Genomic DNA, 25,658 nt, shown 5'->3' with positions numbered 1-25,658 from the left:
CTGACAAGGAACGCGATGATGCTCGACCGTCTGCCACTGCTGATCGGGTTGCGCTATGTGCGCGCCAAGCGCCGCAACCACTTTATCTCCTTCATATCCCTGACCTCCATGCTGGGCCTGATGCTGGGCGTGGCGGTACTGATCCTGGTGCTCTCGGTAATGAATGGCTTCGATCACGAATTGCGCACGCGCATTCTCGGGATGGTGCCGCATACCAAGATCGAGTCGCGCAGCGGCCTGGTCGAATGGGAGGCCTTGGCCGAACGACTGATGCAGCGTGAGCGAGTGATCGGCGCCGCCCCCTACGTCGAGCAGCAGGGCATGTTTTCGGTCTCCGGACGCAACGAGGGCGCCATGGTCAACGGCATACATCCCGAATGGGAGGATCGTGTGTCGATCATTGACGAGCACATGCGCCAGGGCAGCCTCGACGATCTCCAGCCAGGCGAGTGGAACGTCGTGCTGGGCTCCCTGCTGGCCCGCCACCTGGGGGTCGGCGTCGGCGACCGTGTCACACTGCTGGTGCCCGAGGCCTCGATTACCCCGGCCGGCGTCTTTCCTCGGCTCAAGCGCTTCACTGTGAGCGGTATATTCAGCGTCGGCGCCGATCTCGACGCCAACCTGGCCTATGCCAACATAGAGGACATGCAGACCCTGGCGCGCCTGGGCGACGCCGTTGGCGGACTGCGCCTCGAGCTTGACGACTTGTTCGTCGCCGGTGCCGAGACGCGTGCGATCGTCAACGAACTCGGTTCCGCCTACCGCGGTATCGACTGGACCTTTTCGCATGGCAACCTGTTCCAGGCGATCCAGATGGAAAAGCGCATGATCGCGCTTCTGCTCACGGTGATCATTGCCGTGGCCGCCTTCAACATCGTTTCGACCCTGGTGATGGTCGTGACCGACAAGCACGCCGACATCGCTATTCTGCGCACCATCGGTGCGACGCCGCGTTCGATCATGGGAATCTTCGTGGTCCAGGGCCTGGCGATCGGGGTGATCGGCATCGCCATCGGCGTGGGGCTCGGCGTCCTGCTGGCGTTGACCGTCTCGGACCTGATCGGCTGGGTCGAGTCGGCGCTCGGCATCCAGTTCCTTGACGCCGGGGTTTATTTCATCAGCGATTTGCCGTCACGCCTGCATTGGGATGATGTGCGCGATATCGTTGCCGCCGCCTTCGGCCTGACCTTCCTGTCCACGCTCTATCCGGCCTGGCGCGCCTCGCGCGTGCAGCCCGCGGAGGTGCTGCGCTATGAGTGATTCGGCTCTCGACAACCAGGCAAGCCCCGTGCAGCGAACTGCCAGCGGCAAAGTGATGCTGGCGTGCCGCGACCTGACCCGCATTTATCGCGAAGGCCCTCAGGACGTCACGGTCCTCGATGGCTTGTCACTCGAGGTTCGAGCGGGGGAGCGCATTGCCGTGGTGGGCAGCTCGGGTTCGGGCAAGACCACGCTGCTGAATCTGCTGGGAGGGTTGGATCGCCCCACGCGCGGTGAAGTGAGTATCGCCGGGGAGTCGCTGCTCGACCTGGGCGAGGCTGCCTTGGGACGCTTTCGCAACCGCCACATCGGCTTCGTCTACCAGTTCCACCATCTACTGGCCGAGTTCACGGCGCTGGAGAATGCCGCGCTGCCGCTGATCATACGTGGCCAGCGCAAGAAGGCCGCCGAGGCGCGGGCCCGGGAGCTGCTGGAGAAGGTGGGTATCGCGCATCGGGCGGACCACAAGCCGGGTGAGCTGTCGGGGGGGGAGCGACAGCGCGTGGCTATCGCCCGGGCGCTGGTCACCGACCCCAGCCTGGTGCTGATGGATGAGCCGACGGGCAACCTGGATCAGAGTACCGCCGCCAGCATCCTGGCGCTGATGGACGAACTGGCCCGCACCACCGATTGTGCCTTCGTCGTGGTGACCCATGACCTCTCGCTTGCCGCTCATCAGGATCGGGTCTTGAAGCTGGACGGGGGGCGGCTCAGCGAGCAGCCGTGATGGTTGGTCGGCAGGTTGGCGGGACACCTCCGATCACCGACGTCAGAGGTGCAAATCGTCCCTTTCCGCTCTTCGCAGGCGGCGCTTCAGGGCTCGCCGCTTCCAGTTGCGCGAGATGTGCCAGCGCCAGATCAGACGCACCATCAGGTTTCCCAGCACGGCCAGCACCACCGCCGTCACCATCGAACCCAACGCCAGGGCCGGCAGGATGTCGGCCATGCGCTCGGCGATCCAGCGGGTCGAAACGCGGGTGGGCGCCTCCCGTGCCGGCGTGTCCATCAACCAGGTGCCGATCCAGTAGTTACCGTAGAAAACCAGCGGCATGGTCAACGGATTGGTGATCCACACCAGTCCCACCGAGAGCGGTAGATTGCAGCGCAGTACCCAGGCGCCAAGCGCTGCGACCACCATCTGGAAGGGAATCGGCAGCATGGCGCTGAACAGGCCCACGGAGAATGCATTGGCCACGGTACGCCGGGTGAGCACCCATAGCCCGGGATCGCCGATCATGCGGCCCAAGAAGCGCAGCGAGGGCTGGCGTCTGAGCGTTTCGGGATTGGGCATGTAGCGCTGCAGGAATCGGCGCGGCATGACGAATGGCTCGCTGCTTCGGGACCCGGGTATTATCCATGGTTGGGTAGCGACCCGCCATGATGCGCTGAAAACGGCTTGATAACCGAGGCGGGCCACGGCCGGAGGAAGGGACCAAGGGAATGCGAGTGGGTGTGGCGATGCCGCTGGCGCTGGCGGCGCTACTCGGTGTGGTGCTGGGGCGTTGGGCACCGGCCGGGCTGTTCGAGGGATGGGCGCTGGGCCTCTTGCTCCTGCTCGGGTATGGGCAGTGGCGCGGTATCGGACTGGGTGCGCTGGTTGCCGTGACGGCGATCCAGGTGCTGCTGGCCCAGGGAGCCGTGCTGCCCAGCGGTTTGCTGGGAGCCGATCTCGCGCTGGAGGGACGCATCGAATCCGTCGAGGATGAGGGTCGCCTCAGTCGACTGACGGTGCGCGTGGACAGCTGCGCTCCGCGGGATCCCGACCGACTGTCGTGCAATGCCCTGCGCCGGGTGCGGCTGAGCTTCTTCGAGGCGCCGGCCATCGCCCCCGGCGAGCGCTGGGCCATGACCGTGCGGCTGCGGCCCCCCGCGGGTTTCGCCAATCCCGGTACCTTCGACTATGGGGCCTGGTTGTGGCGCGAAGGGATCCAGGCGACCGGCTATGTGCGCAGCGAGCCTGTCGCCGAGCGGTTGGCAGCGGCGCCGCCGTCGCTGCGTGCGCGAGCGCTCGACCACCTCGATGGACAGGAGCTTTCGCCGCTGGCCCGCCGCTGGTTGGCTGCGCTCACCCTCGGCGCAGGCGAACGGCTCGAGCGCGCCGACTGGGACCTGCTCAACGCGTCAGGCACCACCCATCTGGTCGTGATTTCGGGGCTTCATGTGGGGCTGGCAGCGGCCTTCACGCTGATGCTGGCTCGTGGCCTGGCTTGGCTGCTCACGCCTCGCCGGTGGCGTTTGGCGGTATGGCCGTGGTGGTTGGCGGCGGCGGCTGCCGTCGGTTATGCCTGGCTGGCAGGGCTTCAGCCGCCAGCCATGCGCGCCATGATCATGACCCTGGTTGGGCTATGGGTGGCCAGCGGGCGGCATGCGCCCGGTCCATGGCAGGCCTGGTGGCTGGCGTTGGGTCTGGTCGTGCTCGTCGATCCCCTTTCGGTCTGGCGGCCTGGGCTATGGTTGTCGTTCGTCGCCGTGGCGTTGCTGGTCCTGATCTGGCAGGGCCGACCCCGGCCGCGGGGAGCGATCGGCTGGGGCTGGGCGGTGCTGCGTACCCAGGCGCTGCTGGCACCGCTGATGGCCGCAGCAGTGCTTCTGGCATTCGCACGGCTGGCGCCGGCAGCGCCGCTGGTCAATCTGGTGGCGGTGCCGCTGGTGAGCAGCCTGCTGGTGCCGCTTGGCCTGTTGGGATGGCTGCTTGCTCCGTTGGCCTTGATCGGCGATCTGTCCTGGTGGCTGTTCGAGCGCATCACTTGGCTGCTGGTGAGTCTACTCGAGCTTGCCGTGGCGTACCTGCCCCTTTGGTGGCCCTCTGCCGAGAGCGTCCTGCCCTTGGCGCTGATGCTGGCCCTGATGGCATTGCTTTGGGCGCTTCCCGGCCTGACGAGGGTGCTGCGGGTGGGAGCGACCCTGCTGCTGCTGCCAGCCATGCTGGGGCTCGCGCCTGGTCTACCCCAGCAAGGGATGCTGCAGGTCAGGGTGCAGGATGTCGGTCAGGGCCAACTCATCGAGCTTCGTAGCACCCGCTACCGTCTGCTCTACGATAGCGGCCCGCGTTTTGCCTCGGGCTTTGCTCCGTTAAGTTCGCTTTGGCCGATAGGCCAGCATTTCGATGAGGTCATGGTCAGTCACGACGATATGGATCATGCCGGCGGCGTCGAGGTGCTTGCCGGGCAGCATACGGTGGGCAGATTTCTGGCCCCGCGCGGGGTCTCGATCGGCGTACCCTTCGAGCCTTGTCGGCGTGGGCAGGCCTGGCAGCGCGATGGCGTCTCCTACCGCGTTTTATGGCCGCCCGAGGCAACGCGAGATCTTTCCAGCAACGACCGTTCCTGCGTGCTGGAGGTAACCGCTGGTGAGGATAGATTGCTCATCACGGGAGATGTCGGCCGCGAAGTCGAGCGCCGGTTCCTGCGCGATGCCGAGCTGCCGCTGACGCTCCTGATAGCCGGCCATCACGGCAGCCATACCAGTTCCGGCCCCCAGCTGGTGCAGACGCTGGCACCGTTGCATGTCGTATACAGTGCAGGGCGTCACAACGCCTTCGGGCATCCCCATGACGACGTGGTGCGACGCTTTCGGCGTATCGGGAGCTGCCAATGGAGTACGGCGCTGGACGGCGCCGTGACTTTTTGGCTTGGTGGTGAGGAAGGTGTTTCATATCGCTCCGCCCGCCGCTTGCCCTGGCGCCGTGGCGGTGTCGAAGGGCGCTGCCATGCGGTAGAATCGCGCCATTGATCGCAGCGGCCGTTGCGAGAAGAGGGGAAGCCGATGGACATGATGGACGCGCTCATCGCCGGTGGCTGGCTGATGATTCCGCTGCTGGGGTGTTCACTGCTGGCGACGGTGATCATCATCGAACGCCTCTGGACCCTGCGCGCCAAGCGCATCGCTCCCTTCGGCCTGGGGCAGGAGGTGTGCTCGCTGGTGGCACGTGGCCAGATCAACCTTTACTGGCTGGAGGGACACTCGCCGCTGGGCGGTGTACTGGCCGCTGGATTGCGCAACGCCAGGCTGGGGCACGAGCAGGTCAGGGCGCGGCTGCAGGAGGCCGCCACCGCCGTCATACATGACATGGAGCGCTTCCTGAGCCCGCTGGGCACCATCGCCGCCATCACTCCGTTGATCGGGCTGCTGGGTACCGTGGTGGGCATGATCGAGGTGTTCGCGGTCATCGTCTCCGCGGACGGTGCCAGCCGCACTGCCGACCTGGCCGGCGGCATCTCGCGTGCCCTGGTCACCACCGCGGCGGGACTCACCGTGGCGATACCGGCCCTCATGTTCCATCGCTACTTCCTGCGGCGCGTCGAGGACATTACCGTGCGCATGGAGGAGCAGGCCGGCCAGGTGGTGGAGTTCCTTGCCCATTACCGCGGCGAGGTGGGGTTCAGCGAGCAGCATGATACCAAGCGCCACGTCTCGGGGGCACGCAGCCCGTGAAGTTCGCACGTCGGCGTCGCGATCCGGTAGAGGTCAACCTCACGCCGCTGATCGACGTGGTCTTTCTGCTGCTGATCTTCTTCATGGTATCGACGACATTCGAGACGCGACAGGCGCTGGAGCTCACGCTTCCCGAGAGTGTCGCCGGGGTCGAACTGGAAAGATCGCCCGTGACTCTGGTCGTAACTGCGCAAGGGCACTACCGCCTGGGCGAGCGCGAGCTAGGCGCCGCCGAAATGAAGCAGGCACTCGCTGCCGAAGCCGACCAGGCCAGGCAGCACGGCCTTGTGCTCGAAGCCGATGCACGAGCGGTACACGCCGACGTGGTGCGGGCACTGGACCAGGCAGGCGCACTCGGTATTCGCCAGGTACGCATCGCGACACGAGAAACTCAGGTAACTTCCATGCAAGCGGAGACACCGTGACTCAAGACCGGACCCAATATTCGGGCTGGGCCCTCTACAAGCAGCTGCTGGGGTATGTCAAGCCTCACTGGATCTCCTTCGCCCTGGCTATCGTCGGCTATGCGCTGTATGCCGCATCGAGCACCGCCCTGGCGGAAATGATGAAGCGGCTGATCGATGGCATACAGGATCCGGATGCGGCCTTTCGCCTGTTCCTGCCGCTGTTCGTGGTGTTCATGTTTGCCGCCAGGGGGCTGGGGACTTTCCTCGGCACCTATTTCATGAGCAACGTGGCGCGCAACGTGGTGCATGCGCTGCGCTGCAACGTTTTCAACCACATGCTGCACTTGCCGGGGCGTTTCTTCGACTCCCATTCCAGCGGGCACCTGGTGTCGCGGGTGACCTACCATGTGGAGCAGGTCACCGGGGCCGCGACCAACGCCATCACCATTCTGTTGCGAGAAGGGTTGTTCGTGCTCGGCCTGCTGGGCTACCTGCTGTGGACGAACTGGATGCTGACGCTGTTGTTCCTGGCAGTGACGCCTCTGATCGGGGGCGTCGTGAGCTATGCCAGCAAGCGCTTTCGCCGCATTTCACTGCGTATACAGGACTCCATGGGGGACGTGACCCATGTGGCCTCGGAGGCCCTCACGGGGTATCGCGTCGTACGTACCCATGGCGCCGAAGCCTATGAAAAGGCGCGCTTCGCCCAAGCCAGCGATTACAACCGCCAGCAGAAGATGAAAGAAGCCTTGACCAAGGCGATCAGCACGCCGGTCATTCAACTGTTGATCGCCGTGTCGCTGGCCGTGCTGGTTTGGCTGGCGATGTCACCGGCGCTGCTGGCCGACATGACGCCCGGTGAGTTCGTCGCTTTCATCACCGCCGCATCGCTGATGGCCAAGCCGGTGAGACAGCTCACCGAGATCAACAGCGAGATCCAGAAGGGCATTGCCGCGGCAGGCGAGTTGTTCGGCTTGATGCAGGTACCGACCGAACCCGACGAGGGAACCCGTGAGCCGGGCCGGCTCGAGGGGCGAATCGAACTGCGCAACGTCCGCTTCCGCTATGGCGACGACCAGCCCGACGTGCTCAAGGACATCGATGTCGCCATTGCGCCTGGCGAGATGATCGCCATCGTGGGGCGCTCGGGAAGCGGCAAATCGACCCTGGCCGGCCTCCTGCCGCGCTTCTACCGCCCCACCTCGGGCCAGGTGCTGATCGACGGCGTCCCCATCGACGAGTACCGCCTGGCACCGCTGCGCCGCCAGATCGCACTGGTGTCGCAGCAGGTCACCCTGTTCAACGCCAACGTGGCCGACAACATCGCCTACGGCGTGCCGGAAGCGGACCGCGCTGCCATCGAGACGGCGGCGAAGGCAGCCTATGCCCATGAATTCATCGAGCGCCTGCCGCAGGGCTACGACACCCTCATTGGTGACAACGGCGTGATGCTCTCCGGTGGCCAGCGCCAGCGTCTGGCTATCGCCCGGGCGATCTTCAAGGACGCACCGCTGCTGATTCTCGATGAAGCGACCTCTGCGCTGGATACCGAGTCGGAGCGCTATATTCAGCAGGCGCTCGAGGTGGTCTGCCGAGGCCGTACCACGCTGGTCATCGCGCATCGACTCTCTACCATCGAGCGGGCCGACCGCATACTGGTGATGGAGCAGGGGCGGATCGTCGAGCAGGGCAGCCATGCCGAGCTGCTGGCCAGCGACGGCGCCTACGCCGCGCTACACCGGCTTCAGTTCCAGGAAACCGCGGCGACATGAAGCTGGGGCTGGGCGAGCGCTGGCTGCACGCAGCCTACGACGGGGCGGCCTGGCTCGCGTTGTTCAGGCCTCTCGAGGCCCTCTACCGGTGGGCGGTGGCGCGTCGCGCTGCGGCTTATCGTGAGGGGCGTCGTGAGATCTGGCGGGCGACGGTACCGGTCATTGTGGTCGGCAACGTGACCTTGGGCGGCACGGGCAAGTCGCCGCTGGTGGCGTGGCTGGGCCGCTATCTCGCGAAGCGGGGCTGGCGGCCGGGCATCGTGTCGCGTGGCTATGGAGGCAAGGCAGGGCGGCACGAGGGCTACCCGCTGCATGTCACCCCGGAGACGCCCAGCACCGAGAGCGGCGACGAGCCGCGCATGCTGGCGCGTCTGACGGGGCTTCCGGTCGTGGTCGATCCCGATCGCCCGCGTGGCGCACAGGCACTGCTCGAGCAGGGCTGCGACATCCTGCTCAGTGATGACGGCCTGCAGCACCTGGCGCTGGGGCGTGACCTCGAGCTGGTCGTGGTGGATGGCCGTCGCGGCTTCGGCAACCGGCGCTGTCTTCCGGCTGGCCCGCTGCGTGAACCCCTGTCACGCCTGGCCGAGGTGGATGCGGTGTTGATCAATGGGGCTCCGGCCTTTGCACCGCCGGCGGGTGCCTGGACCTTTCAGCTGGTACCGGCGCGTTGGCGTAACCTGAAAGATGGCGAGACGTGGCCCCTGGAACCGCCGCCTTTCCCGGGGCCTGTGCATGCCGTGGCGGGGATCGGCAATCCTGGGCGCTTCTTCACGACCCTGGCGGCCTTGGGCGTGGAGGCACAGCCGCACGCCTTTCCCGATCACCATCGTTTCTCGGCTGAGGAGCTGGATTTCGGCGACGACCTGCCGCTGGTGATGACGTCCAAGGATGCCGAAAAGTGCGACGGCCTGGCACTCGTTAATGCCTGGGTGCTGGAGGTGGAAGCCGCGCCGCCTGCAGACTTCGTGGCCTGGCTGGACAGACGCCTGGCAGGGCTGCGATAACCTGATGATGGTGGGCATGATATGCGGCGAGGCATCAGCCAGCTTTGCTCGACTCAGCCCCGACACGATCGTGACGATAGAGGTGAAACGATGGACAAGGAACTGCTGGCCATGCTGGTCTGCCCGCTGTGCAAGGGCAAGCTCAAGTACGATCGCGAAGCCCAGGAGCTGCGCTGTCACTTCGATGGACTGGCCTATCCGGTGCGCGACGGCATTCCCGTCATGTTGCCGGAAGAGGCGCGCCGTATGGACGTCGACGAGAAACTGCCGGCCTCGCCGGGGCGTACCGGAGAGACATGATGGCGCGGGATAATGCCTTCATCGCGGTCATTCCGGCACGCTTCGGCTCCTCGCGCCTGCCGGGCAAACCCCTGCTCGACATTGCCGGTGAGCCCATGGTGGCGCATGTCTGGCGACGGGCGAGCGAGAGTCGTGCCAGTCGCGTGGTGGTCGCAACCGACGATGAGCGCATCCGCGACGCCTTGCAGCCGCTGGGTGCCGAGGTGGTAATGACCCGTGCCGAGCATCCCTCTGGCACCGATCGGCTGGCCGAGGTGGCCGAGCTGCTCGGGCTTGGCGAAGATGCCGTGCTGGTCAATGTTCAAGGTGATGAACCGCTGATTCCGCCGCGATTGATCGACCAGGTCGCAACGCGTCTCCTCGACGATCCCGGCGCCTCGATCGCTACCCTGGCCGAGCCTATCGCCGACGTCGAGGTGTTGCTTAACCCGAACGTGGTCAAGGTGGTACGTTCACTCTCCGGGCGTGCCCTGTACTTTTCCCGTGCCCCTATCCCCTGGGACCGTGCAACCTTCGCCACGCGCCCCGAGTGGCTCGAAACCGATGCCTGGCTGCGCCACATCGGGCTCTATGCCTACCGCGCCGGATTTCTTGCCGAATACCGCAACTGGGCGCCATCGCAACTGGAGCAACTGGAGCAACTCGAGCAGCTTCGAGCACTGCACTACGGCCATGCCATCCAGGTGGCGCTGGCGGCTGAGCCCAATCCGGCCGGGGTCGATACGCAAGAGGATCTGGAGCGCGTCAGGTCACTACTGAACGGCAAGTCGTAAGGAGGGAGGATGCGCGTTCTATTCGTCTGTCTTGGCAACATCTGTCGTTCACCCACCGCCGAAGGCGTGTTTCGACGTGAACTGGAGGTGGCAGGGCTGGCGCATCGTGTCGAGATCGACTCTTGCGGTATCGGTGGCTGGCATGTCGGCGAGACACCGGATTCGCGTGCCGCCGCCGCCGCACGCCAGCGTGGCATCGACCTGAGCGAACTGCGCGCGCGCCAGCTGTCAGCCGAGGATTTCCAGCGTTTCGACTACCTGCTGGCCATGGATCACGACAACCTGGCAGCGCTGGAGGCCCAGTGCCCTGATGGTTGCCGGGCTCACATTGGCCTGTTACTCGACTTTGCCGGTCACCATGACCGTGCCGTACCTGACCCCTATTATGGCGGCGAGCGGGGCTTCGAGGAGGTCCTGGATCTCATCGAGTCCGCTTCTCGCGGACTGGTCGAGGAGATCGCCCGGCGGCTCGAGGGGCAGCGACCTTGAGCGATGCCATACGAATCGACCATGATCTGGCGGCGTCCAATACCCTGGGGCTGCCGTGCCGTGCCGAACGGTTCGCCGCACCGGAGGCGCTCGGCCCGCTGCGCCGGCTGCTGCGCCAGTCGGCCGAGCGTGGCTGGCCGCTGACCCTGTTGGGCGGGGGCAGCAATCTGATCCTGCCCGAGCGTTTGCCGGGGCTCGTGTTGCAGCCAGCGCTGCGTTACTGGTGGCTGGAACGGCGCAGTAGCGACGTACTGGCCCATGTCGGGGCGGGTGTCGAGTGGCATTCGCTGGTCATGGAACTGGCCAGTCGAGGCTTATGGGGCATCGAGAACCTGGCGTTGATACCGGGTTCCTGTGGCGCTGCACCGATTCAGAATATCGGCGCCTACGGCGTCGAGCTGTGCGATGTCATCGAGGCCGTCCACGTGCTTAACGCGGAGAGCGGACATGGCGCGGTGCTGACGCCCGAGGAGTGCGCCTTCGGTTATCGAGACAGCATCTTTAAAAGGGAGTTGGCGGGCAAGGCAGTCATTACCGGCATTGTCCTTCGCCTTTCGCCGCAGCCTTCGCCCCGGCTGAATTACGGCGACCTGGCCCAGCGGGTAGGGGCGCGGCCGGGTCCGCTCGAGGTGGCCCAGGCGGTCGGCGCCATTCGGCGCGAAAAGCTGCCCGACCCGGCCAGACTGGGCAATGCCGGAAGCTTCTTCAAGAACCCTGTCGTCGATCGGGAGCAGGCCGCCGAATTGCTGTCGTCATGGCCCGACATGCCGCATTTCGAACTGTCCGACGGAAGAGTCAAGCTGGCGGCCGGTTGGTTGATAGACCGCTGTGGGCTCAAAGGTTGGCGTTCGGGACACTTTGGCGTTCACGACCGCCAGGCCCTGGTACTGGTGCATTTCGGTGGCGGTGATGCCCGGGAGCTGCTGACCTTCGCCGACCGTGTGGCCGAGGAGGTCCACTCACGCTTCGGTGTGGTGCTGGAGCGTGAGCCCAGGCAGGCTGGGTTCATCCGATAAACGATACAGAAGGGACGAAAAGGCCCGCGCATTGCGCGGGCCTTTTGCTTGCGGCATAGGGCCTAGCCCTGATTGCCTTTGTGCGCCTCTTGTTCGCGCCGACGAATCTCACGCGGGTCGTTGTGCGCGCGACGGCGTCGCCGTGCAGCGGCTGGTGTCTCTTCGGTCGCTCCTTCCAACGGCTTGGGCGCATCGGCCTTGGCCTGTTCCGGCTGCGACGGCTCGCCACCGGGTTGCTGGGCCTTGACCGGCTCGGCAGGCTTCTCCACCGGCTTGGGTGCGTCGGCCTTGGCCTGTTCCGGCTGCGGCGGCTCGCCACCGGGTTGCTGGACCTCGGCCGGCTCGGTGGGCTTCTCCACCGGCTTGGGCGTGTCGGCCTTGGCCTGTTCCGACTTCGACGGCTCGGCGGGCTTCTCCACCGGCTTGGGCGCGTCGGCCTTGGCCTTTTCCGACTTCGACGGCTCGGCGGGCTTCTCCACCGGCTTGGGCGCGTCGGCCTTGGCCTGATCCGGCTTCGGCGGCTCGGCGACCGGCTCGGCGGGCTTCTCCACCGGCTTGGGCGCGTCGGCCTTGGCCTGTTCCGGCTTCGGCGGCTCGGCGGGCTTCTCCACCGGCTTGGGCGCGTCGGCCTTGGCCTGTTCCGGCTTCGGCGGCTCGGTACCGGGTTGCTGGGCCTCGACCGGCTCGGCGGGCTTCTTCTCGGTCTTGGGCGCGTCGGCCTTGGCCTGTTCCGGCTTCGGCGGCTCGGCACCGGGTTGCTGGGCCTCCACCGGCTCGGCGGGCTTCTTCTCGGTCTTGGGCGCGTCGGCCTTGGCTTGCTCAGCACCGGGTTGCTTGGTCTCACTCGGCCTGGCTGTCTCGGCCGCGGCCTGTTCCGGTCCGGCCTCTACCTCCTGCTGGGCCGCCTCGGCCTGTAGGCGCTTCTGCTCGGTTTCGGCCTGGGGATTGATGGCGTGCTGGCGCGAACGGTTACGAGGATTGTTGCGGGTCCGCTTGGGCTTGCCATCATCGGCTTTGGTCGGTTCGGCTGCCTGTTGCTCGGCAGGCTTCTCCTGAGGCTCGGCCTTCTGGCGACGGGGAGCTTCATCTCGGCTGCGCGGCTTGCCCTGTCGACCTTCATCGGCGGTTTGTGGCTTCTCGGCACGTGTCTGGCCGCGGCCGCGGCCGCCACGGCTCTCGCTGCGGCTACCTGTACCATCCTGACGAGCGTCCTGACGCGTGTCGGAGCGGCTATTCTCCTGCTGGGACTGCTGACGAGACTGTCCGCGTTGGCTGCGGCCTTCTTCCTGGGCCTCGCTGCGCGGACGCCGACGCTGGCGACCACCGTTGCGTTCGCCACGATCTTCATCGCTGGTGCGAGCCTGTGGCGGGCGAGTCGTCGGCTTGCGCGGTTCCGCTGGCGCCGGGGGCTCGCTTTCGGCACCGCCGAGCAGTCTGCTGACCCCCTTGAACAATCGGCCGAGCACGCCGGCAGCGGCCGGGGCAGGGGCGGGGGCGGGAGCGGGAGGAGACGGCGGCTGGGGCACAGGCTCCTGCTGGAGGGAGGCCGGTGCCGGCTCGTTGTGTATCACCGTCTTGACGGCCGCCTCGGTGCGGATGACCGGCTTGGTGATGCTCATGTCCGGTTCCTTGCCAATCTCGGTGTCTACCGAGAGCTCGAAACTGGACTTGTCCTGGTCGCCTTCCTCTTCGACATGGTCGTCCCGAAGTCGCTGCACGTCGTAGTGCGGCGTATCCATGTCGGGGTTGGGCAGCACCAGCACGCGCACGCCTTGTCGCTTCTCGATGTCGGCAAGTACCGCGCGCTTCTCGTTGAGCAGGTAGGTGGCTACCGGCACCGGCAGGATGGCACGGATCTGGGCGCTGCGCTCCTTCATGGCCTCTTCTTCGATCAGGCGCATGATCGAGAGCGACAGCGAGCGCACGTCGCGAATGGTGCCTTGACCGTTACAGCGCGGGCAGACGACACCACTGGTCTCGCCCAGCGATGGACGCAGGCGCTGGCGCGACATTTCCATCAGCCCGAAGCGGGAGATGCGGCCGATCTGAACCCGCGCGCGATCCAGCTTGAGCGCATCGCGCATGCGATTCTCGACTTCGCGCTGGTTGCGCGCCGGGCTCATGTCGATGAAGTCGATGACCACCAAGCCACCGATGTCGCGCAGGCGCAGCTGGCGGGCGATCTCGTCGGCTGCCTCGAGGTTGGTCTGCAGCGCAGTTTCCTCGATGTCGCTGCCGCGCGTCGCGCGTGCCGAGTTGATGTCGATCGAAACCAGTGCCTCGGTGTGGTCGATGACGATGGACCCACCGGAGGGCAGCTTCACTTCCCGCTCGTAGGCGGTCTCGATCTGCGATTCGATCTGGAAGCGCGAGAACAGCGGGACTTCGTCGGCGTAGAGCTTGATCTTCTGCTGGTACGAAGGCATGACCTGGCGTATGAAGGTCAGTGCTTCTTGGTGCACCTCGGGGTGGTCGATCAGTACCTCGCCGATATCCTGGCGCAGGTAATCGCGCATGGCGCGAATGATGACGTTCGATTCGCGGTAGATCAGGAAGGGAGCGGGACGCTTACCGGCTTCTTCGGTGATCGACTCCCATACTTGAACCAGATAGTCGAGGTCCCACTGCAACTCTTCGCTGCTACGACCGATGCCGGCGGTGCGCACGATCACACCCATCTTTTCCGGCACCGTGAGCAGGCCCATGGCTTCCTTGAGCTGGGTACGCTCGTCTCCCTCGATGCGACGCGAGATCCCGCCGGCACGCGGGTTGTTGGGCATCAGTACGAGAAAACGGCCGGCCAGGCTGATGAAGGTGGTCAGCGCCGCACCCTTGTTGCCGCGCTCCTCCTTGTCGACCTGGACGATGACTTCCTGGCCTTCCTTGAGGACTTCCTTGATGCTGGGACGTCCCGAAGCCTCTTTTAGAAAATATTCACGGGAGATTTCCTTGAGAGGCAGGAAGCCGTGGCGATCGGCACCGAAGTCGACGAAGGCGGCTTCGAGAGAAGGTTCGACGCGGGTGATCTTGCCGCGGTAGATATTGGCTTTCTTTTGTTCCCTGGCACCGGATTCGATGTCCAGGTCGTACAGCCGTTGTCCATCGACCAGCGCGACGCGCAGCTCTTCCGGCTGGGTCGCATTGATGAGCATCCGTTTCATGTTGTCTCGCAATCTGGACGCGCCGGTGGGCATCGAAGAAGGCGAACCTCTGGGTGCTGCGTGCTTGTGCTCAGCGCATGTCGCGGATGCACAGTGGCTCCCGATCGTGCCGGCACCCGAAGGGGGCCCAGCACGACATGATCATGTTGAGTACGCGGCGGAGGCAGGACATGTCTCGGTGGGGCTACTCCCATCCGGCCCTGCGGTCACCGCCAGACACCTGGCATTCATCGATTCGCCAACGCCGGCCACCGGCACGATGTTGAACGATTCCCGTGGCCACCGCTCGCCTTCGCTGGGCGAGCCGGGATCCGGGCGTGGCGTCACTACTTGTCTTAACTTGTCACTCTTTCACTCGACGGCGGCGGGACCCATGTTCGGGGTCGTCGCGGCCCGATTTCGTCGCTCCGGCCTGCGTGTCTGACGTGCAGGCGCCATGGGACCGAAGGGATCCATCCGAGCGAGCTGGCAATATAGCAGTATTGGCTTTCGCCAGCAATTGGCGCAGTGGGCCTTCGAGTGCGTTAGAATGCTGGCTCACAACAGTTTTTCAGCAGGAGTGTCATGGCCGAGGGGCGCGACGTACAGTGGGTGGAAGTGGGTGAAGGCCAGTCGGGCCAGCGGGTGGACAACTTCCTGATAACACGCCTGAAAGGGGTGCCGCGAACACTGGTCTACCGCATTGTGCGCAAAGGCGAGGTGCGGGTGAACAAGAAGCGGGTAAAGGCCGACTACCGTCTGCAGGTAGGCGACTTGGTGCGTATACCGCCGCTCAAGCTGGCCCCCCGCGAGGCGGTCAGGCAGGTCAGCGAGGGGCTGCGCAACCTGCTGGCCGGCAGCGTCCTGGTGGAGGGGCCGGGCTGGCTGGTGCTCAACAAGCCGGCGGGGCTGCCCGTGCACGGCGGCAGCGGCGTAAAGATCGGCCTCATCGAGGCGCTGCGCCAGGTGCGCGAGGATCTCGATTTCCTCGAGCTGGTGCATCGCCTCGACCGCGACACCTCGGGCTGCCTCCTGCTGGCCAAGTCACGCCCGGCGCTGCTCGCGCTCAACGAGGCGCTCAAGCACCACCAAATGGACAAGCGCTACCTGGCGCTGGTGGCGGGACGCTGGCCCACACGGCGGGAGTTCGTCAGCGCCCGGCTCGACCGCTATGACGCCGGCAACGGCGAACGCCGGGTACGCGTGGATGCGGCGGGCAAGGTGGCGCGCACCCGTTTCGCCGTACGCGAGGCACTGCCCAGGGCTTCTCTGATCGAGGCCGAGCCGGTCACCGGACGCACCCACCAGATCCGGGTGCATGCCGCCCATGCCGGTCATCCTCTGCTCGGCGACGACAAGTACGGCTCTCGAGAAGGTGAATCACTGGCGAAGGCTTTGGGCCTGTCGCGCCTGTTCCTGCACGCCGAGGCGCTGACCTTTCCCGAGCCGAGCAGCGGCCGGCCGGTGCAGATTCGTGCGCCTTTGCCCGACGAGCTCGAGGCGGTACTCGCTCGTGCCCGTGAGGCCCGCTGAGCCTACCTCTTCACGATACTTCGACCGGAGCTGCAATGCGCTACCGACTGGTGATATTCGACTGGGACGGGACCCTGATGGATTCCGTGGCCCGTATCGTGGCGTGCATGCAGGCTGCGGCGCGCGAGGCCGGCTGGGGGTATCTGGAGGAAGCTGCCGTGCGCGACATTATCGGGCTGGGACTGCCCGAGGCCATCGACCGGCTCTGCCCGGGTATCGATGCTAAACGCTTCGAGCTGCTGCGCAGCCGCTACGCCCATCATTTCGTCGAGGGCAACAGCACTCCCATGTCGTTCTTTGACGGTGTCGAGGCCGGCGTCGCGAGACTCCGCGAACTGCAGCCGCGTCGCCTGGCGGTGGCAACCGGCAAGAGCCGGCGTGGGCTGGACCGTATCTTTCGGGAAACCGGCAGTGCGGACTGGTTCCACGCCAGCCGTACCGCCGACGAGACGCGCTCGAAGCCCCACCCCCAGATGCTCGAGGAATTGTTGATCGAGCTCGACGTGCCGGTCGCAGAGGCGGTGATGGTGGGCGATACCGAATATGACCTGGAGATGGCGCGTGCCCTGGGCATGGATCGTGTGGCGGTGACCTGGGGCGTCCATGCTCCCGAAAGGCTGGCGGCGAGCCATCCTGTCTATACTGCCGAGGCGGTGACGGAGCTGTTTGACTGGCTGAATCAATAGCGGGTGAGAGGGAAGACGAGCCGATGAGCGACGACAAGCGTCAAGAGGACGACACGCGGGAAGAGGGAAGCGAGCATGAGGACCGTTGGACCCAGGGGCCGGAACTGACGCCCGAGCAGGCCCGCGAGGCGCGCCGACCGAAGCGCGAGAAGCCCGAGCCCTCGGCGGAGAGTGCCGAAGCGCTGCGCGAACGGCGGCATCTGGCGCAGCAGGAAATGCTCGACCGCTGGATCAATGGGGTGCTGGTCGAGCAGCGTCGTTCGCGGCGCTGGAAGCTGTTCTTCCGCTTCCTCTTTGCCGCCCTGATCCTGGCCGCGTTGGCGGCCACCTTTTATAGCCTGTTCGGCGATCCGACTCGTGAGCCGGAGCGACAGCACCTGGGCGTGGTCACGGTGCGCGGCGTGATAGACAGTGAGTCGCCGGCCAGCGCCGAGCGCATCATCGAGGGGCTGAATCGCGCCTGGGAGGCGGCCAATGCCGCCGCCGTGGTGCTGCATATCGATAGCCCCGGAGGCAGTCCGGTGCAGTCCCAGCGCGTTTACAACGAGATCCTGCGACTGCGCGAGGAGGGCGACAAGCCCATCATCGCGGTCATCGAGGATGTCGGCGCCAGCGGTGCCTATTACATGGCCGCAGCAGCCGACGAAATCATCGCAGCGCCGGCCAGTCTGGTGGGGTCGATCGGCGTGATCTTCGCCAGCTTCGGTTTCGAGGAGGCGATTGATCGCCTCGGCATCGAACGGCGCGTCTACGTCAGCGGCGAGAACAAGGGCTTCCTCGATCCTTTCTCGGAAGTGGCGCCGGAAGAGCGCGAGTTCTGGCAGACGGTCATGGATACCACCCATCGACAGTTCATTGAGGCCGTGCGCCTCGGCCGCGGCGAGCGTCTGGTCGAAGACGAGCAGCTCTTCACCGGCCTGATCTGGAGCGGCGAGCAAGCGCTGGAACTGGGTCTGATCGACGGTATCAGCAGCCTCGATGCCCTGAGCCGCGATCTGTTCGGCGATGTACGACTGCACGACTACACGCCGCAGCTGGATCCCTTCGAGCGGCTGAGTCGGCAGTTCGGTCGTGTGGCGGCGGAGTGGGTTGGTGTGCCCTCGAGCCGCTCGCCGGTACGCTACCAGTTGCCCTGATCGCCCAGCGGATCGAGGCCGCGCTTCATAGCAACGTGTAGACGCTCTTGTAAAGTTGTCGTTGGCCAGGGGGCAGGACCCTCTGGCTGTTGCTATTGCCTACGTTGTATTAGTCAACAGGAAGGCGTGTCCACGAGGCGGGCAGTTTCGTTAGGTGGGTGTTCTCCTGACATAGCGTACCTGAAGTTTGCCCGCGCAAGCGGATAAAACCCAACCTGAGAGATGAGAAAAACACTCTTTTCATTCACATAAACATATCTCATATTATGCAATATTAACGTTTTGCTACATTTCTACACTTATCATTCGGGGGTGTATGTGGCGCCTTATCTTCGCAATGCCGCCATGGGTTCCTTATTGTCGAGTATCGGGCGGCTTTACTCTTTATTAAGCCTGGAGCAACGGCGGCGACTGGCGCGCCTGCAAATACTTGTCATCTTGATGGCCTTTGCAGAACTCGTCGGTATTGCTGCCATTGGGCCTTTCATGGCGGTGGTGGGCGACACGAGCCATTTGGAAGGAGAGGGAGTCCTGTCGGCAGTCTATGTTTGGTCAGGTGCTGGTGACCCAACAACGTTTTTATTCTGGTTGGGGGTCGGTGTAATGGGTGTGCTTGCCCTCGCTTCAACAGTTTCAATCTTCACTACATGGAAGTTATCTCTTTATTCGCAGCAGGTGGGTGCTGAGCTCAGTACTCGACTTTTCAAGCATTATATGCAGCAGGATTGGCTTTTTCATTCTGGTGGAAGCAGTAGCGAGCTAACCAATAAGCTCGCTCAAGAGTGTCGCCGCATCAGTGATAACGTTCTTACTCCGCTTATGCAAATGAATGCCAAGTTAGTGATGGCCTTGTTCATAGTGGTTGCCATATTTTTTTTCAATCCTTGGGTGGCCATGTCGGGGTTGGTATTGTTTGGACTGGTATATTGGGGCTTGTATCATATTGTTAGGCGAAGATTGGTGGCTAACGATCGATTGATCAGTTCAACCAATCGTTTGCGCTTCAAGCTGATGAATGAGGGGTTTGGCGGTATCAAGGATACGCTTCTATTATCACGCCAGGCTGAATTCAATCGTCGATTTGAAAAAACCAGTCGTGAACTGGGGCGCGCGAAAGGCGTTACCAAGGCACTTAGCCATTCTCCTCGATATTTCATGGAGCTTGTTGCCTTTGGAGCAGTTATAATGCTGGTGCTTTATCTCCTGCTGACCCACCAAGGCGATCTCGGGGCCATACTTCCGATCCTCTCGGTTTATGCCATGGCGGGTTTCAAGTTGTTACCTGCCTTCCAGCAAATTTACAGCGGGTTGGCTACGGTCCGCGGCAATATCGCCTCATTTGAAGCCTTGAGCGAAGACCTGGAGGCAAGCCAGGCGGTATGCAAGAAGGAGCCGGCAGAGGAACTGGCGAAATGGGTGCCGCGAAAGGCCATACGGCTGGAAGAGGTGACTTTCCGATATCCAGGTAAAGAAGAGGCAGCCCTCGATAGAGTCGACCTGACAATACCGGTCAATAGTGTGGTAGGCCTGGTGGGCGCCTCCGGTTCCGGTAAAAGCACTGCCATCGATGTGCTCCTGGGCTTGATCCAGCCCGAACAAGGTCGGCTTACGCTTGATGGGGTACCTGTTTCAGCGGAGCGTTGCCGAGCTTGGCAGAAGAGTGTCGGTTTCGTTCCGCAAAGCATATTTCTAGCGGACGCCAGCATTAGAGAAAACATCGGTTTCGGATTACCTCCTGAGCAAATCGACGATGCAAAGATTGCTCGCGCCGCTCACATGGCCCATCTCGATGAACTGGTGAGCCGATTGCCCGATGGTATGGAGACACGTGTGGGGGAGCGAGGTGTTCAGCTATCCGGCGGTCAACGGCAACGTATCGGCATTGCACGGGCGCTCTACGACGATGCTGAAGTTCTCATACTGGACGAGGCGACGAGTGCTCTTGATGGTATCACAGAGCGCCTGGTTATGGATGCTATCCATGATTTCTCTGTCAAGAAAACGATTATAATGATCGCCCACCGTCTCGCAACGGTAAGATCCTGCCGTCGTATATACCTTATGGACTCGGGGCGTATCATCGATAGCGGTACATACGAAGAGCTCGTGAGGAGAAACAAGACGTTTCGGAAGATGGCTGAACACGCCTGATTGTATATCGAGAAGTGTCGATAGAAATACTGTTCAAGCTTTTATAATAATTATATTCATGTCGCTTGGTTGAGTTCGCTCAACGCTGTATGGCGGCATCTTCGATAGACGCAGGAGGGGTGGGATGAAGAAAACTAAAAGAATAATCAGGTCTGTCCTGGGCAAGGCAGGAGTCGAAGTGAGGCGAGTGGTTGGTAATCGATTATACGACCTTGCTGAAACTGAAGGGCACCCCATTGAAGCGGTTTATGCCTCGCGTGGAAAGCCTTGCTTGGTGAGGGTTCCCCTGACGCGCATCGTAACGTTTGGCTACAGTGCATTTTCCTTGGGCTCCGGAGGGGGACACCCCTTCCTCAAGGCGCTGGAGGAGTATGAAAATGGTAACCTCGTCCCTGGCATTGGCTGTAGCTTGCGCCGTTTCTATGAGCTGTATCGTCCTTCGTCAGCAAGCGAGTTGATGGGGCTGGACGATCCTAGCTACACCAGGTTCAACGAGTTGCCGGCGCTTTCCGCGCCGCCACTTTGGGAATGGCAATCTCCTGATGAATATTGCACCTATATAAAGAGCATCCACGAGAAGGAGGATGTGGAGCAAGGGGCTAGGTTCGGTGCCTTTGCCGGAGGAAGCCAGTTTGGCCCCGTGGAGGAAAGAAAGCTTTTTGTCGAATACCGCCGATTGGTAAGGCTGTACGAGTCGATAAAGAGCAGGGGCTTTAGCAAAGCTGATGGTGATCCCATCGCAGGAGTGGCCCTGGTCAACGAAAATGACTGGTTGATAGCCCTCTCAACGGGGCAGCATCGCATTGCCTGTCTCGCTGCCCTAGGCTACGAATCCGTCATCGTAAAATTACTGGTGACCAAGGCGCCGGCGGGGCTGATGTTGAGGTCGTGCTATCGACATTTTCCCACCGTCGTCAACGGTTACCATGCTGGTGAAGAGGCTCTCGACATTTTCGATCGGATCATGGCGAGGCGGCCGCCGAAGGCGGCGCAACCCTGGCTGGAGTATTGCCGTCAGCATGAGGCGGCAATCCCTGAAAACAGAACAGAACTCATGAAGGTGTGAAGCCGCCAGGTACCGTTTCGTCCTTGGGGTTGCGTCTCGTCCCGTGAGTCCTCATGGTGACGTGCGGCGTCTGTTGCGCAGCGACCTTATGTTTGCAACGGGTCGAGACCTGCCTCGCGCAGCATTTCACACAGTCGGATCAGCGGCAGGCCAATGAGGGTGTTAGGGTCATCTCCCTCCAGTTTCGAGAACAGGGTGATGCCCAGCCCCTCCATGCGAAAGCTGCCGGCGCAGTCCAATGGCTGCTCGCGCTCGATGTAGCGGGCAATCTCCTGCTCGGCGAGCCGGCGAAAGACCACCTCGTAGCGTTCATGGCAGACCCGGTGGCTCGCAGCGTCGGTATCGATTAGCGCCAGCCCGGTGAGGAAGGTCACGCGGCGTCCGGAAAAGCGAGCCAGCTGGGCTCGGGCCTGGGCATCGTCGCCGGGCTTGCCGAGTACCTCGCCGTCGAAGACGGCAACCTGGTCGGAGCCGATGATCAAGTGGTTCGGGTAGTGCTTGGCAACCTGGCTGGCCTTGGCCAGCGCGAGGCGATGCACCAGCGCTTCCGGTGTCTCCCCGAAGTGTGGTGTTTCATCGATATCGGGGCTCTCCCAGGCGTAAGGCAGGCCTAGCCGGTCGAGGAGTTGGCGGCGCCAGCGGGAGCCGGAAGCGAGAACGAGTCGAGGCATGGAACGCTCCTGCAGTCATGAGGGGAGTACTCGGACACTGAAGTATTGTAACCTGCTGAGATAGCGACTTTGACAGGAACAGGGCGAGTGCCTATCATTGCGCGCCTATGTTGACCTCACGACTTCCCTACAGGGTCGAGCCCTACCGGCTCGCGGCCCGCGCCGAAAGCCTCTCCGGCCTGATGGCGCTCGACCGGTTCGAGCGCCTGGCCGCGCAGGTCGGTGCACAGACGGGCGACTGCCAGGTATGGTTCGATTTCGGTATCGATGCCCAGGGACGTCGCGAGATACGCGGCCGTCTCGAAGCCGAGTTGCAACTGCCGTGTCGGCGTTGCCTCGAGCCGATGGCGCAGCATGTCGAAAGCGAATTCCTGCTGGGCATGGTGTCGAGCGACACGCTGGCGGCGGAGCTGCCGAGCACCCACGAGCCGGTGCTAGTGGAAAACGAACAGCTGAACCTGCTGGAAGTGGTCGAGGATGAGCTGATCCTCAGTCTGCCCCAGGTGGTTTACCACGACGAGGCGCATTGTCGCGTCTCGCGCGACCAGCTGAGCAGCGGCGAGGAGGCCGTAACCAACGAGCCGACTCCCGCGAGTCCTTTCGAGGTGCTGCGGCGCCTCAAGGACAAACCCTGATTGTTTTATCGTCTCACTTCGGAGTGACACCCATGGCAGTTCAACAGAACCGTAAGACCCGTTCCAAGCGCGGCATGCGTCGCAGCCACGACGCGCTGAGCGCGCCGACCCTGTCCCAGGACAAGGAAACCGGTACTACCCACCTGCGCCACCACGTCTCCCCGGACGGCTTCTACCGCGGCCGCAAGGTCGTCGACGCCTGAGTCGACTCGTTTCGGTGACCATCGGCACCTGAACGTGCGGATTGCCATCGACGCGATGGGCGGCGACGCCGGTCCCGGCGCTGCCGTTCACGGAGCGGCAGTTGCCATACAGGCATGGCCGGGGCTGGAAGTCGATCTGTTCGGCCCTGGCGATCAGCTGTCTGTCGAGCTCGAGAACCTGCCGCGGCATCTCGCCGCGGCCGGTTCGCATTTGTCTGTCCGTCATGCGCCTGGCCAGATCCGGCAGGACCAGCGTCCCACCGATGCGCTCCGGCGCGGCGGGGATACGAGCATGGCATTGATGCTGGCACACGTGGCCAACCAAGGCGCCATGGCGGGTGTCAGTGCCGGCAATACCGGGGCATTGATGGCCCTGGCCCGACGTGCCTTGGGCACGGTGGCGGATATTCCGCGTCCGGCGATCTGTACTGCCATTCCCACGCGCGGGGATGGGCGCTGCTACTTGCTCGACCTGGGGGCCAATGTTGATGTCGCTGCCGGGCGGCTGGTCGACTTTGCCCGCATGGGCGAGGTGATGGCGCGACATGTGGATGGCCTCGCACGCCCGCGGGTAGCGCTGCTCAATGTGGGCAGCGAAGGTACCAAGGGTAGCGACACGGTACGTGAAGCGGATGCGTTGCTGGCTGAATTGGGTTCGCTGAACTATATCGGCTTTGTCGAGGGAGACGGTATCTTCGCCGGCTACGCCGATGTGGTGGTTTGCGATGGTTTCGTCGGCAATGCGGTGCTCAAGGCCAGCGAGGGGCTGGCACGGATGTTGATCGATCGTGTCCAGGCGACCTTCGAGTCGCATTGGGGCAGCCGCATGGTCGGCGCACTGGCCAGGCCGGCGCTGCGTCGGTTGAAAAGCGAGCTCGATCCCGTGCGCTACAATGGCGCCAGTCTGTTGGGGCTCGACGGCATCGTGATCAAGAGTCACGGCAGTGCCGATGCCACTGGCTTTTCCTATGCTGTGTTGCGGGCCGCCCAGGAAGTCAGTCGGGGCTTGCCGGCCAGGCTCTCCCGGGAGTTGGCGGCCGGCGCTGATAGCACTCAACAAGAGTAATGGTGAACGAAATGACTCAACCCCTTGCCCTCGTCTTTCCCGGGCAAGGCTCCCAGCAGGTGGGTATGCTGCGGGAGCTGGCGGAACGCTATAGCGTCGTGCGGACAACTTTCGAGGAAGCCGCCGATGCCTTGGGCTATGACTTGTGGAAAGTCGTTCAGGAGGGACCCGATGAGGCGCTCAACGCCACCGCCTGTACCCAGCCGGCGCTGCTGACGGCCAGCGTTGCGATCTGGCGTGTCTGGCAGGAGCTGGAGGGGCCGCGTCCCGGCGCCATGGCGGGCCATAGCCTCGGGGAATACAGCGCCATGGTATGCGCTGGCGTCATGGGCTTCGCTGACGGCGTGAGGCTGGTACGACTGCGTGGCGAGGCGATGCAGGAGGCGGTGCCGGTCGGGCAGGGTGCCATGGCGGCCATACTCGGTCTGGACGATGCCGTTGTGGAAACGGCCTGTGCCGAGGCAGCGCAGAACGAGGTGGTGGCAGCGGTGAACTACAATGCGCCTGGCCAGGTAGTGATCGCCGGTGACAAGGCGGCTGTCGAGCGCGCCATTGCCCTGTGTCAGGAGGCGGGCGCCAAGCGTGCCATGTCGCTGCCGGTTTCCGTGCCCTCGCACTGTGCCCTGATGCGTCCGGCCGCAGAGCGGCTCAAGGCGGCCATGGCCGATCTCGACATGCGTCCGCCCCGCTATACCGTTTACCAGAATGTGGACGCCCAGGCTCATGCCGATGTCGAGACCCTGCGCACGCGCCTCGTCGAGCAGCTCTATCAGCCGGTGCGGTGGACATCATGTGTCGAAGCGATGGTGGCAGGCGGGGCCACGGTCTTCATCGAGTGCGGGCCGGGCAAGGTGCTCACCGGGCTAGGAAAGCGCATCGCCAAGGGCAGCAAGGGGCTGGCGGTCAACGACCCCGACAGCCTCGAAGCAGCACTGGGTCTGGCACGTGAAGCGGTTGGCCAATAAAGCCGAACCGATAGAGCGGGCCAGGCAGCGCAAGGCGGCACAATGACAAGGAGGGGCATCGAGCCCCAGTTTCAAACAGCATTCGGAGCGGGAACAGGTTATGACCAGCGAACGCAGAATCGCATTGGTGACCGGAGCAAGCCGTGGCATCGGCCAGGCCATTGCCCACGAGCTCGGGCGTCAGGGTCGCGTGGTGATCGGCACGGCTACCACCGAATCCGGCGCGGCCAAGATCGACGAGGACCTGCGTGCCAACGGTATCGAAGGTGCCGGCAGGGCGCTCGACGTGACCGACCAGGCCAGTGTCGATGCGCTCATCAAAACCCTTACCGAGGAGTTCGGGGCGCCTACCATTCTGATCAACAATGCCGGCATCACGCGAGACAATCTGCTGATGCGCATGAAGGAAGACGAATGGGACTCGGTGCTCGACACCAATCTCAAGTCGGTCTATCGCGTCACCAAGGCGTGCCTGCGCGGCATGACCAAGGCGCGTTTCGGACGAATCGTCAGCATCAGCTCCGTGGTAGCGACCATGGGCAATCTCGGCCAGACCAACTATGCTGCCGCCAAGGCCGGCATGGAAGGCTTTACCCGTGCGTTGGCGCGCGAGGTGGCGTCTCGGGCGATCACGGTCAATGCGGTTGCGCCGGGCTTCATCGCCACCGACATGACGCGCTCATTGCCCGAGGAACAGCACAAGGCGCTGCTGACCCAGATCCCTCTGGCACGCCTGGGTGAACCCGAGGAAATTGCTGCCGCCGTCGGCTTCCTGGCGAGTGAGAACGCCGGCTACGTCACCGGCGAAACTCTGCAGGTGAACGGTGGCATGAACATGCGTTGAAGCTCCCGCTGGTCGGCGGTTGCGCCGACAAGGGGGCGTCTATAAACTACCCGCAGCTTGAGTTTGCGGACCAAACGGCTGGTCATCTGAACGGCTAACTTGAA

Annotated in this window: 24 protein-coding genes; 21 read left to right on the top strand and 3 right to left on the bottom strand. The window is 63.7% G+C overall.

The genetic code is table 11. The features are described 5' to 3' along the window. The first annotated feature begins 18 nt into the window (after window positions 1-18). Window positions 19-1,260 carry a lipoprotein-releasing ABC transporter permease subunit gene (locus tag ACOJCM_RS02370; protein WP_445210464.1) on the top strand — a complete coding sequence of 414 codons (1,242 nt, stop codon included), beginning with the start codon at window positions 19-21 and terminating at the stop codon, window positions 1,258-1,260. Beyond that, complete coding sequence (locus ACOJCM_RS02365) at window positions 1,253-1,987, top strand: ABC transporter ATP-binding protein (RefSeq protein ID WP_445210463.1); 735 nt, start codon at window positions 1,253-1,255, stop codon at window positions 1,985-1,987. The genes ACOJCM_RS02370 and ACOJCM_RS02365 overlap by 8 nt, the downstream gene beginning before the upstream one ends. 42 nt (window positions 1,988-2,029) lie before the next feature. Here the strand turns inward: ACOJCM_RS02365 and ACOJCM_RS02360 are convergent, their stop codons facing one another. Continuing rightward, complete coding sequence (locus tag ACOJCM_RS02360; RefSeq protein WP_445210462.1) at window positions 2,030-2,578, bottom strand: DUF2062 domain-containing protein; 549 nt, start codon at window positions 2,576-2,578, stop codon at window positions 2,030-2,032. Window positions 2,579-2,700: 122 nt separating this feature from the next. On the opposite strand from ACOJCM_RS02360, the gene ACOJCM_RS02355 reads away from it, so the two are divergent. The 9 genes from ACOJCM_RS02355 to murB all read left to right on the top strand — a co-directional run bounded on the left by ACOJCM_RS02355 (window position 2,701) and on the right by murB (window position 11,458). Then, entirely contained in the window at window positions 2,701-4,992 is a 2,292-nt protein-coding gene (locus tag ACOJCM_RS02355) for a DNA internalization-related competence protein ComEC/Rec2 (protein WP_445210461.1), read from the top strand. 33 nt (window positions 4,993-5,025) lie between these two features. Further along, window positions 5,026-5,694, top strand: coding sequence for a MotA/TolQ/ExbB proton channel family protein (locus tag ACOJCM_RS02350; protein WP_445210460.1), 669 nt, complete (start codon window positions 5,026-5,028; stop codon window positions 5,692-5,694). Beyond that, a complete protein-coding gene (locus ACOJCM_RS02345; protein ID WP_445210459.1) occupies window positions 5,691-6,119 on the top strand; it encodes an ExbD/TolR family protein in 429 nt (142 codons plus the stop codon). The genes ACOJCM_RS02350 and ACOJCM_RS02345 overlap by 4 nt, the downstream gene beginning before the upstream one ends. Further along, entirely contained in the window at window positions 6,116-7,873 is a 1,758-nt protein-coding gene (msbA, locus tag ACOJCM_RS02340) for a lipid A export permease/ATP-binding protein MsbA (RefSeq protein ID WP_445210458.1), read from the top strand. The genes ACOJCM_RS02345 and msbA overlap by 4 nt, the downstream gene beginning before the upstream one ends. Further along, window positions 7,870-8,880 carry a tetraacyldisaccharide 4'-kinase gene (gene lpxK / locus ACOJCM_RS02335; RefSeq protein WP_445210457.1) on the top strand — a complete coding sequence of 337 codons (1,011 nt, stop codon included), beginning with the start codon at window positions 7,870-7,872 and terminating at the stop codon, window positions 8,878-8,880. The genes msbA and lpxK overlap by 4 nt, the downstream gene beginning before the upstream one ends. Window positions 8,881-8,970: 90 nt before the next feature. Next, complete coding sequence (locus ACOJCM_RS02330; protein WP_445210456.1) at window positions 8,971-9,180, top strand: Trm112 family protein; 210 nt, start codon at window positions 8,971-8,973, stop codon at window positions 9,178-9,180. Further along, window positions 9,177-9,953: a 3-deoxy-manno-octulosonate cytidylyltransferase gene (gene kdsB / locus ACOJCM_RS02325; protein ID WP_445210455.1), complete on the top strand. Its 777-nt coding sequence runs from the start codon at window positions 9,177-9,179 to the stop codon at window positions 9,951-9,953. Before ACOJCM_RS02330 ends, kdsB begins: the two co-directional genes overlap by 4 nt. A 9-nt stretch (window positions 9,954-9,962) precedes the next feature. Next, window positions 9,963-10,442, top strand: coding sequence for a low molecular weight protein-tyrosine-phosphatase (locus ACOJCM_RS02320; RefSeq protein ID WP_445210454.1), 480 nt, complete (start codon window positions 9,963-9,965; stop codon window positions 10,440-10,442). Continuing rightward, window positions 10,439-11,458 (top strand): UDP-N-acetylmuramate dehydrogenase, encoded by a 1,020-nt coding sequence (gene murB / locus ACOJCM_RS02315; RefSeq protein WP_445210453.1) that lies wholly within the window; start codon window positions 10,439-10,441, stop codon window positions 11,456-11,458. The genes ACOJCM_RS02320 and murB overlap by 4 nt, the downstream gene beginning before the upstream one ends. Window positions 11,459-11,520: 62 nt before the next feature. On the opposite strand, the gene rne is transcribed toward murB, so the two are convergent. Continuing rightward, window positions 11,521-14,619, bottom strand: a complete 3,099-nt coding sequence (gene rne / locus ACOJCM_RS02310; RefSeq protein ID WP_445210452.1) for a ribonuclease E — start codon at window positions 14,617-14,619, stop codon at window positions 11,521-11,523. Window positions 14,620-15,183: 564 nt separating this feature from the next. Here rne and ACOJCM_RS02305 point away from each other — a divergent pair. The 5 genes from ACOJCM_RS02305 to ACOJCM_RS02285 all read left to right on the top strand — a co-directional run bounded on the left by ACOJCM_RS02305 (window position 15,184) and on the right by ACOJCM_RS02285 (window position 21,170). Beyond that, complete coding sequence (locus tag ACOJCM_RS02305; RefSeq protein ID WP_445210451.1) at window positions 15,184-16,131, top strand: RluA family pseudouridine synthase; 948 nt, start codon at window positions 15,184-15,186, stop codon at window positions 16,129-16,131. A gap of 35 nt (window positions 16,132-16,166) precedes the next feature. Next, complete coding sequence (locus tag ACOJCM_RS02300; RefSeq protein ID WP_445210450.1) at window positions 16,167-16,817, top strand: HAD family hydrolase; 651 nt, start codon at window positions 16,167-16,169, stop codon at window positions 16,815-16,817. Between the two features lie 23 nt (window positions 16,818-16,840). Then, the gene (gene sppA, locus ACOJCM_RS02295; protein ID WP_445210449.1) at window positions 16,841-17,953 is read left to right on the top strand and encodes a signal peptide peptidase SppA; all 1,113 of its coding nucleotides are present in this window, start codon (window positions 16,841-16,843) and stop codon (window positions 17,951-17,953) included. A gap of 318 nt (window positions 17,954-18,271) precedes the next feature. Beyond that, complete coding sequence (locus ACOJCM_RS02290; protein ID WP_445210448.1) at window positions 18,272-20,104, top strand: ABC transporter ATP-binding protein; 1,833 nt, start codon at window positions 18,272-18,274, stop codon at window positions 20,102-20,104. Window positions 20,105-20,228: 124 nt separating this feature from the next. Then, entirely contained in the window at window positions 20,229-21,170 is a 942-nt protein-coding gene (locus ACOJCM_RS02285) for a hypothetical protein (protein WP_445210447.1), read from the top strand. A gap of 86 nt (window positions 21,171-21,256) precedes the next feature. Here ACOJCM_RS02285 and ACOJCM_RS02280 read toward each other — a convergent pair whose 3' ends face one another. Beyond that, on the bottom strand, window positions 21,257-21,841 hold the full coding sequence (locus tag ACOJCM_RS02280; RefSeq protein ID WP_445210446.1) for a Maf family protein: 585 nt from the start codon (window positions 21,839-21,841) through the stop codon (window positions 21,257-21,259). 107 nt (window positions 21,842-21,948) lie between these two features. On the opposite strand from ACOJCM_RS02280, the gene ACOJCM_RS02275 reads away from it, so the two are divergent. The 5 genes from ACOJCM_RS02275 (at window position 21,949) to fabG (ending at window position 25,554) form a co-directional block, all read left to right on the top strand. Beyond that, the gene (locus ACOJCM_RS02275) at window positions 21,949-22,476 is read left to right on the top strand and encodes a YceD family protein (protein ID WP_445210445.1); all 528 of its coding nucleotides are present in this window, start codon (window positions 21,949-21,951) and stop codon (window positions 22,474-22,476) included. 32 nt (window positions 22,477-22,508) lie between these two features. Beyond that, on the top strand, window positions 22,509-22,679 hold the full coding sequence (rpmF, locus tag ACOJCM_RS02270) for a 50S ribosomal protein L32 (protein ID WP_021820795.1): 171 nt from the start codon (window positions 22,509-22,511) through the stop codon (window positions 22,677-22,679). Window positions 22,680-22,713: 34 nt separating this feature from the next. Further along, window positions 22,714-23,745 carry a phosphate acyltransferase PlsX gene (plsX, locus tag ACOJCM_RS02265; protein WP_445210444.1) on the top strand — a complete coding sequence of 344 codons (1,032 nt, stop codon included), beginning with the start codon at window positions 22,714-22,716 and terminating at the stop codon, window positions 23,743-23,745. 11 nt (window positions 23,746-23,756) lie between these two features. After that, window positions 23,757-24,710 (top strand): ACP S-malonyltransferase, encoded by a 954-nt coding sequence (fabD, locus tag ACOJCM_RS02260; RefSeq protein WP_445210443.1) that lies wholly within the window; start codon window positions 23,757-23,759, stop codon window positions 24,708-24,710. Window positions 24,711-24,810: 100 nt separating this feature from the next. Further along, entirely contained in the window at window positions 24,811-25,554 is a 744-nt protein-coding gene (gene fabG, locus ACOJCM_RS02255; RefSeq protein WP_445210442.1) for a 3-oxoacyl-ACP reductase FabG, read from the top strand. The last annotated feature ends 104 nt before the right edge of the window (window positions 25,555-25,658 follow it).

Source organism: Billgrantia hypersalina, assembly GCF_052584175.1.
The sequence above is the reverse complement of the archived record's forward strand: the minus strand, read 5'-3'. Positions and strand labels throughout refer to the sequence as shown.

Bases quoted from the DNA above. Each gene is read 5' to 3' on its own strand.
- ACOJCM_RS02370 (WP_445210464.1), top strand. From the start codon at position 19: ATGCTCGACCGTCTGCCACTGCTGATCGGGTTGCGCTATGTGCGCGCC.
- ACOJCM_RS02365 (WP_445210463.1), top strand. From the start codon at position 1,253: ATGAGTGATTCGGCTCTCGACAACCAGGCAAGCCCCGTGCAGCGAACT.
- ACOJCM_RS02360 (WP_445210462.1), bottom strand. From the start codon at position 2,578: ATGCCGCGCCGATTCCTGCAGCGCTACATGCCCAATCCCGAAACGCTC.
- ACOJCM_RS02355 (WP_445210461.1), top strand. From the start codon at position 2,701: ATGCGAGTGGGTGTGGCGATGCCGCTGGCGCTGGCGGCGCTACTCGGT.
- ACOJCM_RS02350 (WP_445210460.1), top strand. From the start codon at position 5,026: ATGGACATGATGGACGCGCTCATCGCCGGTGGCTGGCTGATGATTCCG.
- lpxK (WP_445210457.1), top strand. From the start codon at position 7,870: ATGAAGCTGGGGCTGGGCGAGCGCTGGCTGCACGCAGCCTACGACGGG.
- ACOJCM_RS02330 (WP_445210456.1), top strand. From the start codon at position 8,971: ATGGACAAGGAACTGCTGGCCATGCTGGTCTGCCCGCTGTGCAAGGGC.
- kdsB (WP_445210455.1), top strand. From the start codon at position 9,177: ATGATGGCGCGGGATAATGCCTTCATCGCGGTCATTCCGGCACGCTTC.
- ACOJCM_RS02320 (WP_445210454.1), top strand. From the start codon at position 9,963: ATGCGCGTTCTATTCGTCTGTCTTGGCAACATCTGTCGTTCACCCACC.
- rne (WP_445210452.1), bottom strand. From the start codon at position 14,619: ATGAAACGGATGCTCATCAATGCGACCCAGCCGGAAGAGCTGCGCGTC.
- ACOJCM_RS02305 (WP_445210451.1), top strand. From the start codon at position 15,184: ATGGCCGAGGGGCGCGACGTACAGTGGGTGGAAGTGGGTGAAGGCCAG.
- ACOJCM_RS02300 (WP_445210450.1), top strand. From the start codon at position 16,167: ATGCGCTACCGACTGGTGATATTCGACTGGGACGGGACCCTGATGGAT.
- sppA (WP_445210449.1), top strand. From the start codon at position 16,841: ATGAGCGACGACAAGCGTCAAGAGGACGACACGCGGGAAGAGGGAAGC.
- ACOJCM_RS02285 (WP_445210447.1), top strand. From the start codon at position 20,229: ATGAAGAAAACTAAAAGAATAATCAGGTCTGTCCTGGGCAAGGCAGGA.
- ACOJCM_RS02280 (WP_445210446.1), bottom strand. From the start codon at position 21,841: ATGCCTCGACTCGTTCTCGCTTCCGGCTCCCGCTGGCGCCGCCAACTC.
- ACOJCM_RS02275 (WP_445210445.1), top strand. From the start codon at position 21,949: ATGTTGACCTCACGACTTCCCTACAGGGTCGAGCCCTACCGGCTCGCG.
- rpmF (WP_021820795.1), top strand. From the start codon at position 22,509: ATGGCAGTTCAACAGAACCGTAAGACCCGTTCCAAGCGCGGCATGCGT.
- fabD (WP_445210443.1), top strand. From the start codon at position 23,757: ATGACTCAACCCCTTGCCCTCGTCTTTCCCGGGCAAGGCTCCCAGCAG.
- fabG (WP_445210442.1), top strand. From the start codon at position 24,811: ATGACCAGCGAACGCAGAATCGCATTGGTGACCGGAGCAAGCCGTGGC.